This is a genomic window from Synechococcus sp. H70.1, assembly GCF_047502705.1.
In the GTDB taxonomy this organism is placed as follows: domain Bacteria; phylum Cyanobacteriota; class Cyanobacteriia; order Thermostichales; family Thermostichaceae; genus Thermostichus.
Window position 1 is genome coordinate 1 of record NZ_JANSIV010000013.1, and the last position, 12358, is coordinate 12358.

Consider the following 12358-nt stretch of genomic DNA (forward strand, 5'->3'; position numbering starts at 1 on the left):
CGCAACGAAGACCTCAACTGGGACGGCGCCATCGACGACGCCGACCTGCTGGAGGTACTGTTCAACTTTGGCAGCGGGTGTTAGCCCTCACCCCCAGCCCCTCTCCCACTGCGTGGGAGAGGGGAGCCACGCGCGGACATGTTTGAAGTGCTGAAGCGTCCGCTTCAGCGTGGGCGGAAGCTCCGCTTCCGCACTCCATAATCCCCCTCTCTCGCCTCGCTCAAAGGGGCAGGTTTTTTCTCGCGCGGTTGGCATGGCGGTGGGACGCCCGCATTCCCAGCGTCGCGCGTGCTGGGAGCGCGAGCGTCTCGCTCGCATGAAGGCAGAAATGCCTTGCTCGGCAACGCCGCGAGCAGGCACGCTCGCAAAAGACCTACCCCCTTATGCACGGACGACGCGGGTTAGCAGGCAAACCGCTGCGTGCGCCGAAAAACCGCTGCGTGGTGCGTCGCAGGGCGCATCTCCTGCAGGTATACTCCCGCTATGCACACACACGCTTGGCGACTGACGCCTGACGGCGAGTACCACTGGGAGCGCGTCGAGTTGCCCCCCCTGCAGGCAGGCGAGGCGTTGATACGCCTGCGCGCGTGCGGGCTGTGTACGGGCGAGGTGATGGACTGGTACACCCTGCGCAAGGCGCCGCTGACGCCTGGGCACGAGCTGGTCGGCGAGATTGAGGCGTTGGGCGAGGGTGTGCAGGGGCTTGCTGTCGGCGAGCGCGTGGTCGTGCATCACCATGCGCCGTGCTTGCAGTGCGACCTCTGTCAGCGCGGGGCGTTCGTCCACTGCCCCACTTGGCGCAGCACGAAGCTCGTTCCCGGCGGGCTGAGCGAGCGGTTGATCGCGCCCGCCGCGATTGTGCGGATAGACCTGCTGCGCGTGCCTGACCATGTGTCGGACGAGCGGGCAGTGTTCGTGGAGCCGCTGGCGTGTGTCGTGCGCTCGCTGCGCCGCGCGGGTCTGAAACACGGCGACACGCTCGCGATCATCGGGATGGGCGTGATGGGCATGCTGCACCTGTTGCTGGGTCAGGCGTGGGGCGCGGGGCAGATTTACGCAATTGACCGTCTGGCGCATCGGCTGGCGTTCGCCGAGTCGCTGGGCGCGACGCCGCTGCACGCTGACGATGCGCCCCGTGCGCTGCGCGACGGCGCGGCAGTCGTCGTCGTGGGACCGGGCAGCGAGCCTGCGCTGGCACTTGCCCTACAAATCGTCGCGCCCGATGGGGCGGTCGTGCTGTTCACGCCTGCGCCGCCCGACGCGCGGTTCCCCCTCCCGTGGCACGACCTCTACTTCCGCGAGACGCGCCTTGTGCCCAGCTACTCCGCCAGTCATATGGAGATCCGCACGGCGCTGACGCTCATCGCCAACGGGCTACCTGTGGAGCGGTTGATTACGCACCGCCTGCCGCTCCAGAGCGCACCCGAAGGCTACGCGCTGCTGCGCCGCGCCGAGGCGCTCAAGGTCATTGTGTTGCCTCTGTAATACCAATCGCCAAGCCAAAGCTCACAAAAAACAGCAGTTGATGACCCCCTCCTTAAGGTTCCCCCTGCCCGCAGGGGGAACCGAGTAGGCGCGCCTCTCGCGGTTCCCCTCGCGAAGCGGGGCAACCCCACGCGCTACGCTCGGTTCCCCTCGCGAAGCGGGGGGAACCCAAAGGAGGGGGGCAATTATGAACTCTGGCTCGGCGATTGGTATTACAATTGGGTCTGTGAGCCGCACAGTCAATAAGCCGAAGGTGCGTCGTCGTCCCAGCTTGCCGATGCGCCGCTGGATCACGGGGCAGGTCTGCCCGCTGTGTGTACCCGACGCACCCCTTGCGGTGGAGCAACTGCTGCCGTAGCGGGCAACCAAACGGCAGGAATCGCCCTGCACCGTGCGAACTGTCGGACAGGGTGAGACGATGCGTTTCTGGATGGTGTTCGCTTGGCTAAGTAGCGCACTGCTGCTCGCAGTGGCGCAAGAGACCGTGCTGACCGACGACGCGCTGCACAAGCCGATTACCGTGTGGCAACGCCTTGCCAGCCTCGCCGAAGTGCTGGACGACATCCGCAAGCAAACAGGCGTTCCGTTGCGCTGCCAAGACGCCCTGCGCGAGACGAAGCTGGCGGTCTATGTGCAGAACCGTCCCGCGCGTGAGGTACTGGAGCAAATCGCCTCGCTGTTTGGGTGGCGTTGGCGGCGGGATGAGGGCGGGAGTTATGTGCTGTACCTGCCTGATGAGACGCGCCGTGCGTTGGAGCGCGCCCTGCGGGATGACCGTGCGGCGACGGAGCGTGCCCTGCGCGAGGTGGTGCAGGTTGCTCGTGAGTGGCTGCGGATGCCGCCCGACGCTCGCGCCGAAGCGATGGCGCCGTACCTTCAGACCAGAGAATATCCTGCTGACCTGCCGTACTCGGTCTACCTGATGGAAGAGAGGGCTGCCCAGCGTCAGATGACGCGGGAGCAGCGCATAAAACCGCTGGTGGCGCACTATCTGTCTGAGTATAGCCCGCAAGGCGAGCCGCCGAAACCGAAACGAAACGCCCTCTTTTCAGACGGGGATACGGAAGGCAGCCTGCTGCACTGTTTGAGCGAAGCAGGGGACGCCGCCATGAATAGATTGCTGGCGGGGCACACGCTTGGGTTCAGCACACGCCCCACGCCCGATGTTTCGCCGCTACCGCCGCGCGTACTGCTACCGTTTTGGACACGCTGCACGCAGACGGACGCAGAGAGCCTGCTCCGATATGACTCTGAAAGCGGAAAATATATCGAAGTGCGTCCGTTTCCGAACCCTGAATGGGGCGGCTACTGGGTGCGCCTCTCAGCGTGGGGCGACTCGCTGGAGTACCAAATCGTCACGCTTTCAGTGTTCGAGTACGACGGGAAAACCGAAAAGTTCCTGAACGTAGTCCCTGGCCGGCTGCCCCTACCGCTTGAGGAGTACCTTGCGGAGACGGAGACTTGGCGGCAGTGGGACTCATGGGCGACGCCGATGGAAGAGTGGAACGAGCGCCTCAAGGAGCGCAAACCGCTTGACCGCCCCAAACCCGTCTTGAACCGCGACGAGCCGCTGCTGAGTGCGTATGTGCTGGAGTGGGTCGCGTGGCGCATAGGCTACCCCGTCATCAGCGACGCCAGCCGTTATGTGCCTGCTTGGTATCGTGATCAGCTTGACAACCCAAGTGCGCTGCTGACCCTGCTCAGCGGCGACCTGTGGCTGCGCTTTGACCCAAGCGGCTACCTGCTGGCGCGCCACAAGCGGTTCTGGATGTTGAACCGCTTCGAAATCCCAGAGCGTATCGTGCGCCCGTTGGAGGCGAAGTGGCTGGCGTGGCAGTGGCTTTCGCTGGACGACTATGCGACGCTGGCGGCGGCGATTAGCGATGAGCAGGCGCGCGGCTTCACGTGGGCGCGACGGCGCGGCAGGCTCCAGTTCTGGACAGCGTTCGACAACAGCTCGCTCTACAGTAACTTGCCTGCGTTGCGGTTCTGGGTGTCGCTGAGTGCGTCCCAGCGGCAGCATGCGCTTTCGGGCGAATGGATTCCCGAAGGTACGCTCACGCTGCCACAGCGCAGGCTCTTCCGCGCCGCGCTCTACCACGACTTCCCGCCCCCCGAACAGTTGCTGCGCGACTTACCCGACGACCATAAGCAAAGCTTGGCTATCGCGCGGGGTCTCGATGCGGATGAGTTTCCTGAGTTTGTACACGAGGGGCTTCGACAGGCGCCAGACATGCCTGCGTTCCGCGTTGTACAGGGCAAGCCCATCAATGAGCTGAGTGTACTGAAGCCAGAAAGCGAACCTGGATGGCGCACCTATAGGCTTTACACAGTGTCGTCAGGGGTCAATCGCGAGGGTGTGGATTGGAAGAAGGTGTTTCAAGAGGCAGGGCTGCAGGAAGACCCTACAGAGGCGACGCTGGAGACGGCAGTAAATATCGTTTTCGAATTCACGCTCCCGCTGCGCCAGTTTGAGCGGTATATTCTCAGCCAGAGCCGTCGCGCCGAGTTCTCTACAGGGGCGAGCCCTTAGCGGCTCACGGGCAGCGCGTGCGAGAGGTCGATGTGCCCGCCGAGGCTCTCGATGGGCTTGCCGTCGACCAGAATCTGCACGCGCTCGATGTTCGGGAAGCTGCCTGCAGTGCTGGTAATCGCGTTGACGAGCGCGGCTTCATCGTCCGAGCCGCCTTCGAAGTTCTGGGTCAGCTCAGGCGAGAAGTTGAGCTGCAGCGTACCGTCCCGAACGGTCGCGCCGAGTAGCCGCGCGCCTTTGGGGAACACGCCCGACTCGCGAATGAGCGTCTCGAACACCTCCGTGTACGCGGCGTTGGGGTTCTGGATGGCGACAGGCTTGCTCTCGTAGGTTAGCTCGCCTTGAGCGTCCACTTTCGGAATATAGATACGCGCTTCGCGGGGCGGTGCGGGCGGCGGAGGTGGCGGGGCGGGCGTCAGACGCAGCCACACGCCCACCGCGATTGCCAGCGCGGCAATCGCCACAAACAGCACACCCAGCATGCCCTGCACGCGGCGCGCTTCGTTCATGTTATGCCTCGTCGGTCGTCGCGTCGTGCGCTTGCGTTTCGGCATCGGCTTCGGTAGCGGGTGTGTCGGACGCTTCGGTCGGCTCGGCAGCGGTTGCCCATTCGATGCGGAACTGCGTCTTACCCAGCGTCAGCGTCGCGTCGGGGGGCACGGTGGTCGGCATGTTCGGCGCGATTTTCGTCTCGCCCAGAAAAGTGCCGTTCGTGCTGCCAAGGTCGGTAATGCGCACATCCGCGCCGACGATTTCGATCTGGGCGTGCTGTCCCGACACATAGGCGTCGGGGATCACGATGTCGTTGCCTGCGCGTCGCCCGATGCGTTGCGGGCGGGCATACAGCGGGAAACGCAGGCTGGGGTCGTCGACGCCGACAAGGTACGCCAGCGGCGGGGCGACCTCGGCGGCGACAGTCGGTGTCTCGAAGCCTTCGGGCAGCTCCAGTGTCATCAGCACGCTGCCGAACTGGAGCTGGGCGTTTGGGGGTAGCGGGGTGCGCTCCGCGCCGACGGGCTGCCCGTTGAGCTGTGTGCCGTTCGTGCTGCCCAAGTCTTGAATGTAGGCGTGGTTCTCTTCGATAATGATGCAGGCGTGGCGTCGGCTGACCGTGCCGTCGCTAATCAGCACATCGCTGCTGGGGTCGCGCCCGATGATATTCTCGCCTGCCTTGAGCAGGAACTCGCGCCCTGCAGCGTCGCGCAGTTTTGGGTACGCGCCTTGCGGGGCGAGTTCTATGGGCGCGGCGCTACTGAGCAGGAAGCCGCACTCGATGCAGTAGATCTCGCCAGGCGGGTTCATCTGCCCGCAAATAGGGCACTGCGCGGGCGTCATCGCCTGCGTGGTCTGCGGCGCGGGCGCGATGGCGACAGTCGCCTCTCCGCCGACCGCTACTGTCGTCTCGGTCTGCATACCCCCATGATACCCGCAAAATCGCCGTCGGAAGTGGCAGGAAACATGCGCGGGGGCGCGAATCTGCCTGCGCGGGATCCCCCAACAGAACACGGAGGTTGACTGGATGATGATGACTCGCTGGATTCGTTGGAGCGCGCTGGGCGCGCTGATGACTTTGACATTCGCGACGGCGGCAGCGCAGCTGGAGACGGCGGCGGCGCGACTGCGCTTCGGCGCGTACTTCCCGTCGGACACCGACTTGCAGGCGTTCAACAAGACCTGGTTCGCCGTCGGGCTGACCTTTGCAACGGACGGCGTGCCGCTGTTTGGCAGCGACGCCACCGAACTGAGCGCAGACCTATTCACGCACCAGACAGGCGGCTCGCGCGGCGCGATTACCAGCCTGCTGGTGACGCAGGTGTACGAGCAGCCCGTCAACAACAGCGACGCGCGGCTACAACTGCGACTCGGCGTGGGACTCTATGTCGTGGACACCACAGGACCGAGCAAGAACATCTTCGGTGGGCGTATCGGGCTGACCCTGTGGTTCAACGAGGCGTACAGTGCGGAGCTGAACCTCGACATCACCGACCGCTTCGGCGCAAACCGCGACCGCGCCAACGGCTTGTCGTTTACAATTGGCTACCAGTTCTAAAGGGTATGCCGCGCGTTGGGTGAGCTTGCTCTGGCTTGCCGGATGGCTGATTGCGAGCTGCGGCGAGCCAGAGCATACGATTCGGCGCACCCTGCGCGCGGGCGACCAGTGGCGCTATACGCTGACCCTGCAGGGCAAGCTGCGCGGGCAGACCGACACGCTGGAGCTGCACTACATCGACCGCGTGCTGTCGGTGGAGTCGGACGGCAGCGCAATCGCCGAGCGCACGCTGCAGATGGAACCTGACGCGCTGCAACGCCTCCAGGCGAGTGCTGCACCGTTTGGCGAACTCAAGCCCAAAACACGCTGGCGGCTGCACCCCGACGGGCGCGAGACGCCGCTGGACGAGGGAGTCTTCGTCATCGGCGCGTTCGCCTACGCCTACCCCGACCGCCCTGTGCGCATCGGCGCGCAGTGGGGGCGTATGGAGCGCGTCGGCAGCCTCGAAGTGAAGTACCTCTGCCAACTGGAGGGCGTCGAAACGCTGGACGGCGCAAAGTGCTACCGTATCCGCGTGCAGGTGGAGCCGATGCCCGACTCGCTGCCCCAAATGCGCGGCGAAATGACCGTCCATGTGGACATGCAGTCGGGCTGGACACGCCAAATTCGGGGTACACTTAACATGCGCGCGGGCGCAGTGGAGGGTGACTTTGCGCTGACCCTGCGCGGCGAGCCTGTAGGGGAGAAACCATGAGAGAGCGATTGTGCCCCGTGTGCCAGATTGAACTAAAGCCGCAGATTCACTACGGCGTGACGATTGATGTCTGCCCCGCGTGTGCAGGCATCTGGTTCGATGCCGATGAGTTGAAGCGGCTGCACGATATCGACGAGAGCATCTTGCCCCGTCTGGATACACTGTACCAAGCTGAGATTGTTGCCTACGACCCACCGTGGGAAAAGCTCTGTCCTGTATGTCGCCAACCGTTGCGCTCCTACAACTACCTTTACACAACGAATATCGTGCTGGATACCTGTGACCAGTGCGGGGGTGTGTGGATAGACGATGGCGAGCTGCAAAAGATGGCGCAGGTAGTTCGGGACGCGCGTGCGATGGAAATCCCCCCTGAGGCGAAAGCGAAAATGGCGGTTGCTCAGATAGAAGCGGAGGCATCGGAAGTGCGGGCGCGCGCCGAGTTCTGGCGCGGCTTGTTCGACTTCCTGCGTGCCCGACCGCGATTGCCAATCTAACCTATGCAACTAATCCGCGCGGGGGTGCATGTCGCGGCGATTACGCCGTTCACGCAAGAGGGGGCGATTGACGCGCCCTACTTTGTGCAGCTGCTGGCGCACTTCGAGGCGCACGGCGCACAGGGCGTCGTGGTCGCAGGCTCCACAGGCGAGGGACCGTCGCTGAGCGCGCCCGAAAAGACGCAACTGTACGAACTCGCCGTGCAGGGCAGTGGGCAACTGCAGGTCATCGCAGGCGTGCTGTCGTGCAGTCTGGACGAGGCGCTCTACTTGGCGCGGCAGGCAGCGAAAGCGGGGTGCGACGCGCTGATGGTCGCCCCGCCGTTTTATTACCCCGCGACGCTGGAAGGGCTAATCGCCTTCTATCGCGCCGTGCTGGACGCCAGTCGGCTGCCCGTCATCCTCTACAACATCCCGCAGCGCACGCGCGTCAAACTCACCCCCGCGCTTGTGGACGCACTGCTGGAGCATCCGAACCTGCACGGCATCAAGGACAGTTCGGGCAGCGTGCGTGCGCTGGGGCAGTTCCTGAAGTACGCACCGCGCCTGCGCGTGTGGGTCGGCGAGGAGAAACTGCTGACGCGCTGCCTGCAGAGCGGGGGTGCAGGGTCAATCAGCGGGCTGGCGAATGTCTACCTGCCGCGCATGGTCGCGCTGTGCCACGCCTTCGAACAGGGCACGGACTGCACGGGTCTGCAGAAGCTGATTGACGCCGCCGCCGACGCAATAGACGCCTTCCCTGCCCCCGCGAACTTCAAGTACGCGCTGGCACTCGCGGGATTCCCGTATGCATCCGTGCGCCCGCCACTCTCTGACCTAACCGAGACGCAGCGGGCGCAGTTGGAGCGGGTGTGGGAATCGGTTATGTCGTAGCGCCCAGTGTCAGACCTAATAACCCAACTTGCCACCTTGTCAAGTCTTCCCGCGTGTGCGGGTACAATCCCCCCACGCACACGGAGACTAATACCAATCGCGCGTTCAGAGTTTACCAATAAGGTATACTCCTGCCTACCTTACACACAGGAGGACTACCTATGCGCGGACGAAAACTCATAGTGGACTGGAAACACACCGCCGAAGAACTCTACGCACGCTACAAACAAGAACGCAACATCCACATTGCCAAACGCCTCCAAGCCCTCTTCCTGCTCAGACGCGGCACACCCACCCGACAAGTCGCCCTCATCGTGGGCGTCTCGCGAATGTCCATTCACAAGTGGCTCACTTGGTATCGCACAGGGGGACTGGACGAACTCACCCGTCGCACACGCGGGGGCAACCGAGCCACGCCGCGTTCACGCTTGACCCCCGACCAACAGGCACAGCTTATCCAGCACGCCGCTACGCAAGGCTTTCGCACGCTCCGCGAGGCAGCCGCGTGGTGTCGCGAGACACTGGGCGTGGCGCTGTCGGAGCGTCAGATGCGACGGCTCTTCCATCGGCTGGGGTTTCGGCGCAAGGTACCGCGTCCGATGGCGGTGCGTGCGGACGCTGCGCTACAGGCGCAGTGGAAAAAAGGGGGTTTCGCGAGGCGTTGACGGCGCAGGGGGTGCGCGCGGGGCAGCGGGTGGTGTTTGTGGACGAGATGCGTGTTGGGCTCATCGGTCAGGTGCGTCGGCGTTGGACGGTGCGCGGGGTCAAGTTGTGTCAGCGGGTGGAGCGTTCGTACAAGTGGCGGTACTTGCAGGTAGCCGTTGACCCGTTGTCGGGTGAGGTGTGGTGGCGTTGGTCGGAGCGTTTAGGGAAGGAGGCGGCAGTGGCGGCGTTGTCGGAATGGCGTGCGTTGGGGGTAGAGGTCGTGGTGTGGGATAATGCGGGTTCTCATCGGGCGCGTGAGGTACAGGAGGTGGGGATGGCGTTGGTGTATTTGCCTGCGTATTCTCCTGAGTTGAATCCAGTGGAGCGTGTGTTTTGTGAGGTGCGTCGTTGTGTAGAGGGTGTAGTGTATGGGTCGTTGGCGGCGAAGCTGGCGGCGGTGGAGGGTGCGTTGGGTGGGTTGCGTGAAGGGATGGTGCGTTTAGTGGGTTGGGATTGGATACGGGAGGCGTTGGAGGATTTGCCGTGCGATTAGTAAACTTTGACTCGGCGATTGGTATAATAGGTAGGCGCGCCCAAAGCACAGGGCGCAGACCCCAATCACTGAGGTACAGGAGGCTTACCTATGAGACGAATGGAGATGATGCGCCTAAGTGCGGTGCTTGCGCTCGGCGCAATCTTGGCGCAAACTTTTGTCTTCGCGAACTACACGATTGTTCACCGACGCACTTTCAACCTGAACACGACCTTCGCGGGCGCGGAAGCCATCGGCGATGTCGCCTTTGACGGGAACAACCTGTATGTGAGCAGCTGGCACAATGCTGCGGGCGTGCAAACCGTGCGCTTGGTGCAAGTGGGTGATATAGGCACGCTGCTTGGCACTAATAGCGGCGCGCTTGCACCATCGGGGTGGTCGGTCACTGTCAGCGCGGCGGGCGGCTCGCGCGACACGCGCCTGGTTTATCACGATAATCATCTGTATTGGGGATACGGCTTGGGTGACGGCACAGCCGCCAACACAGGCATCCGCAAGTACGACCTGAACGGCAACTTGGTCACGGGTTGGGCGTCTGGAGGCACGCTTACCCTGTCGGGGGCGGGCGTGAACCGATACGACACGATAGATATCGACCCAGGATACTCGGGTAGTGGGGAGACGCTTGCCGTAGGTGTGTTCGGCTCGACGATTGTGCGCCGCTTCGACCTGAGCACGGGCACCAACGCGGGCAACGCAGGACCTGTGGGCGGCGCGACCTCCACACGCGACTACGCCTTCGCGCCCAACGGCGACCTCTACATTCGCACTCAAGGCGCGGTTGCTGTCGCGACGCGAGCCGCCGCATCAGGCGCGACTGCCTTCAATACCCCCACGAACATCGCTACTTGGAACGAGGGTGCGTTAGCGCAAGCCTTCGTCGCCTACATCCCTGTGAATGAGGTCTACTTCAGCGGTTTCTCCAGCCTTGTCCTCTACAATCAGCGCGTCAGCGGTCAGAACAAGATATTCATCTACAATGTCGGCAACGGAACATCTGTGGGCGTCAACGAACTGAACGGCTCTGAACAGGTCGATGACGGAAACAACCCCGTCGGCTTCCCCAACACCTTCCTGAATGCCAGCTGGGGCTTGTGGAACGGGCGGATGTTTATCTTCGTCGTGAACGGCTTCACAGGCGCGGGAGTTAATGAAGGCTACACTTCGGGCTCGTTCGATCGCCTCGACATCTACGAGGTCGTGCCAGAGCCTGCGAGCATGCTGGCGTTGGGCAGCGGGCTGGTGAGCCTGCTCGCGCTGCGTCGGCGCAGGAAGTGATCCCGTAGGGGCAGACCTGCGTGTCTGCCCCCACTTTCCCACAAGAAGCAGGGCAGACACAGGGGCTGTCCCTCCGTGCGCGATTCTGTTGCCCTCACCCCCTTGTCCCCCTCTCCCGCGGGGCGGGAGAGGGGAATGTGGAGTGCGGAAGCGGAGCTTCCGCCTGATGCTGAAGCTGCGCTTCAGCACTCCAGAGGGGTTGGCGCGCGGCGTCCGTCTGTCGCCAGCGGGCAAAGAGGGTTATGGAGTGCGGAAGCGGAGCTTCCGCCGACGCTGAAGCTGCGCTTCAGCACTCCAAACAGGTCAGCGTGCGGCACGCCCCTCTCCCACAGCGTGGGAGAGGGGTAGGGGGTGAGGGAGGGCTAACACCCACTGCCGAACGCAAACAGCACGCTCAGCAGGTCGGCGTCATCCACAACCTCGTCGCAGTTGATGTCCTCCGCCAAGTTGCTGCCCGTCTGACCAAACGCGAACAGCACCGCCAAGAGATCCGCGTCATCCACGCAGCCGTCGCCGTTCACATCAGGATCAGTCGTCAGGCGCGCTGTCAACCGCACCCGATCCGACAGATACTGCACCTCAAACGCGATGCACGGCAGCGTGTCGGGGTCTACCTCCACCGTGTGGAACGCGCCCGTGCGGTTCCACGAGCCAGAGCGCACCAAGATGTCAAAGGTATCCCCCGTCGCAGGCGTGTACCCATCGCGCGCCTTGACCCGCAGCGTGCCGTTCAGCTGCACGGTGCGTGTGTAGCCGCTTTGCCCCACAATCAGCTGGTCATACTGCGGGTTAGCAGGGTTGGAGTTGTCCGTGCCCGCCAGCTCCACCTCAAAGACGGCGTCGTTGCCCAGCGTCAGGTTGCCGTCGATGGTTAGGATGCCCAGCGGGTTCAGGTCGGGCTGATCGGGGTCATCGATGCCCGGCGCAATCGTGCCCGCCGTGTTGTTGAGCGCGCCGCTCAGTTGCCCCGCGCCCGTGAGTTTACCGCCCTGCATCGCCAGCGGGTTGCGCACGCTCAGGGTTGCCCCGCGATGGAGGCGCGTCTCGCCTGCCGTCTGAGTTAGGTTGGAGACGCTCAGCGTGCCGTTTTGCACATCGATGCGCCCACTGTTAGTCGTGTTCACGGTGATGCTGAACGAGGTCGGGTTGTTCGGGTCGGGTGAGACTTTGCGCAGCGTGCCCGTGTTCACAAGGCTGTTGCTGCCTGTGTTGTTGCGCCAGTTTCCTGCACGCACCTCCGCCGTCGCGCTGTTTCGCAGGCTCGCCCCGTTGAAGTAGGTCGTCCCAGCCTCCTGCACCAGCGTGCCCGTGTTCACCAACACACCCGAAAGATAGCGCTCATAGCCGCCAACTATCCGCAACAACTCCGCGTTCGTCAAGCCCGCCGAACCCCCGTTCAGCGTGCCATCCCGCCACTGATAGCCCGTGTCCGTGAAGTTGAAGGTCGCACCGTCGCCGCCCGCCTGCACCACACCACCCGTCTGAATGAGCGTGCCTGCGATGGCGCCGCTGTGGGTTCCGACAAAGGTGTGCGTGGCGCCCGTCGGCAACACCAACGACGCTCCACTGGCAACACGCCAACGCACAGCCTGATGCGTGTTGCTACCCGCCCAAAGGGTCAGCGTGCCCGCCTGCACATCCACGATGGCACTCTGCTGCTGCATCGGTACCGTAATCATGAAATCAGCAGTGGTGGTCTTGCGCAGCGTGCCCGTGTTCACAAGGCTGTTGCTGCCTGTGTTGTTGCGCCAGT

At 63.6% G+C, this 12358-nt stretch carries 14 protein-coding genes; 11 read left to right on the forward strand and 3 right to left on the reverse strand.

Annotated features, from left to right (window positions below):
- The first annotated feature begins 483 nt into the window (after positions 1-483).
- The 3 genes from NW827_RS00715 (at position 484) to NW827_RS00725 (ending at position 4018) form a co-directional block, all read left to right on the forward strand.
- Positions 484-1485 (forward strand): alcohol dehydrogenase catalytic domain-containing protein, encoded by a 1002-nt coding sequence (locus NW827_RS00715; RefSeq protein ID WP_414503210.1) that lies wholly within the window; start codon positions 484-486, stop codon positions 1483-1485.
- Positions 1486-1672: 187 nt separating this feature from the next.
- Entirely contained in the window at positions 1673-1843 is a 171-nt protein-coding gene (locus NW827_RS00720; protein ID WP_414503211.1) for a hypothetical protein, read from the forward strand.
- Positions 1844-1903: 60 nt separating this feature from the next.
- Entirely contained in the window at positions 1904-4018 is a 2115-nt protein-coding gene (locus NW827_RS00725) for a hypothetical protein (RefSeq protein ID WP_414503212.1), read from the forward strand.
- Here NW827_RS00725 and NW827_RS00730 read toward each other — a convergent pair.
- The gene (locus NW827_RS00730) at positions 4015-4527 is read right to left on the reverse strand and encodes a GerMN domain-containing protein (protein WP_414503213.1); all 513 of its coding nucleotides are present in this window, start codon (positions 4525-4527) and stop codon (positions 4015-4017) included. The two genes, NW827_RS00725 and NW827_RS00730, sit on opposite strands and share 4 nt — an antisense overlap.
- A 1-nt stretch (position 4528) precedes the next feature.
- Positions 4529-5431: an FHA domain-containing protein gene (locus NW827_RS00735; protein WP_414503214.1), complete on the reverse strand. Its 903-nt coding sequence runs from the start codon at positions 5429-5431 to the stop codon at positions 4529-4531.
- Positions 5432-5537: 106 nt separating this feature from the next.
- Here NW827_RS00735 and NW827_RS00740 point away from each other — a divergent pair, with 106 nt between their 5' ends.
- The 8 genes from NW827_RS00740 to NW827_RS00775 all read left to right on the forward strand — a co-directional run bounded on the left by NW827_RS00740 (position 5538) and on the right by NW827_RS00775 (position 10882).
- Positions 5538-6068: a hypothetical protein gene (locus NW827_RS00740; protein ID WP_414503215.1), complete on the forward strand. Its 531-nt coding sequence runs from the start codon at positions 5538-5540 to the stop codon at positions 6066-6068.
- Between the two features lie 25 nt (positions 6069-6093).
- Positions 6094-6762, forward strand: a complete 669-nt coding sequence (locus tag NW827_RS00745) for a hypothetical protein (protein ID WP_414503216.1) — start codon at positions 6094-6096, stop codon at positions 6760-6762.
- Positions 6759-7256 carry a zf-TFIIB domain-containing protein gene (locus tag NW827_RS00750; RefSeq protein ID WP_414503217.1) on the forward strand — a complete coding sequence of 166 codons (498 nt, stop codon included), beginning with the start codon at positions 6759-6761 and terminating at the stop codon, positions 7254-7256. The genes NW827_RS00745 and NW827_RS00750 overlap by 4 nt, the downstream gene beginning before the upstream one ends.
- Positions 7257-7259: 3 nt before the next feature.
- Positions 7260-8129, forward strand: a complete 870-nt coding sequence (locus NW827_RS00755) for a dihydrodipicolinate synthase family protein (protein ID WP_414503218.1) — start codon at positions 7260-7262, stop codon at positions 8127-8129.
- Between the two features lie 161 nt (positions 8130-8290).
- The gene (locus NW827_RS00760; protein ID WP_414503219.1) at positions 8291-8794 is read left to right on the forward strand and encodes a winged helix-turn-helix domain-containing protein; all 504 of its coding nucleotides are present in this window, start codon (positions 8291-8293) and stop codon (positions 8792-8794) included.
- Positions 8764-9327 carry a transposase gene (locus NW827_RS00765; protein ID WP_414503220.1) on the forward strand — a complete coding sequence of 188 codons (564 nt, stop codon included), beginning with the start codon at positions 8764-8766 and terminating at the stop codon, positions 9325-9327. Before NW827_RS00760 ends, NW827_RS00765 begins: the two co-directional genes overlap by 31 nt.
- Positions 9328-9417: 90 nt before the next feature.
- Positions 9418-10605 carry a PEP-CTERM sorting domain-containing protein gene (locus NW827_RS00770; protein WP_414503221.1) on the forward strand — a complete coding sequence of 396 codons (1188 nt, stop codon included), beginning with the start codon at positions 9418-9420 and terminating at the stop codon, positions 10603-10605.
- 142 nt (positions 10606-10747) lie between these two features.
- Entirely contained in the window at positions 10748-10882 is a 135-nt protein-coding gene (locus NW827_RS00775; protein ID WP_414503222.1) for a hypothetical protein, read from the forward strand.
- Between the two features lie 85 nt (positions 10883-10967).
- Here the strand turns inward: NW827_RS00775 and NW827_RS00780 are convergent.
- The coding region (locus NW827_RS00780) for a hypothetical protein (RefSeq protein WP_414503223.1) at positions 10968-12358 on the reverse strand (1391 nt) is incomplete at its 5' end.